General features: G+C 43.3%; 1 rRNA gene. It reads left to right on the top strand.

Annotated features, from left to right (window positions below):
* Nucleotides 1–124 precede the first annotated feature (124 nt).
* A 23S ribosomal RNA gene (locus GTP46_RS29330) occupies nt 125–231 on the top strand; the annotation flags it as partial.

The following is a 231-nucleotide window of genomic DNA, read 5'->3' as shown; positions in this document are numbered from 1 at the left end:
CGTTCTTTAACAATCTGGAAGAAGTAAAGTTTTATTAAGCGTGTATCGACAGATACATGCTTGGGTAGTAAAACTCATCATCACAAGTAGTAAATGCTTAGACTTATAGCCGTCAAGGTTATAGGGACAAGTGAATAAGTGCACATGGCGGATGCCTTGGCGATTACAGGCGATGAAGGACGTAGTAGCTTGCGATAAGCTGCGGGGAGCTAGCAAACAAGCTTTGATCCG

Origin of the sequence: Duganella flavida (genome assembly GCF_009857445.1) — a bacterium.
Taxonomy (GTDB): Bacteria; Pseudomonadota; Gammaproteobacteria; order Burkholderiales; family Burkholderiaceae_D; genus Rugamonas; species Rugamonas flavida.
Note: the sequence above shows the minus strand (reverse complement) of the source record. Positions and strands in the feature narration are given on the sequence as shown.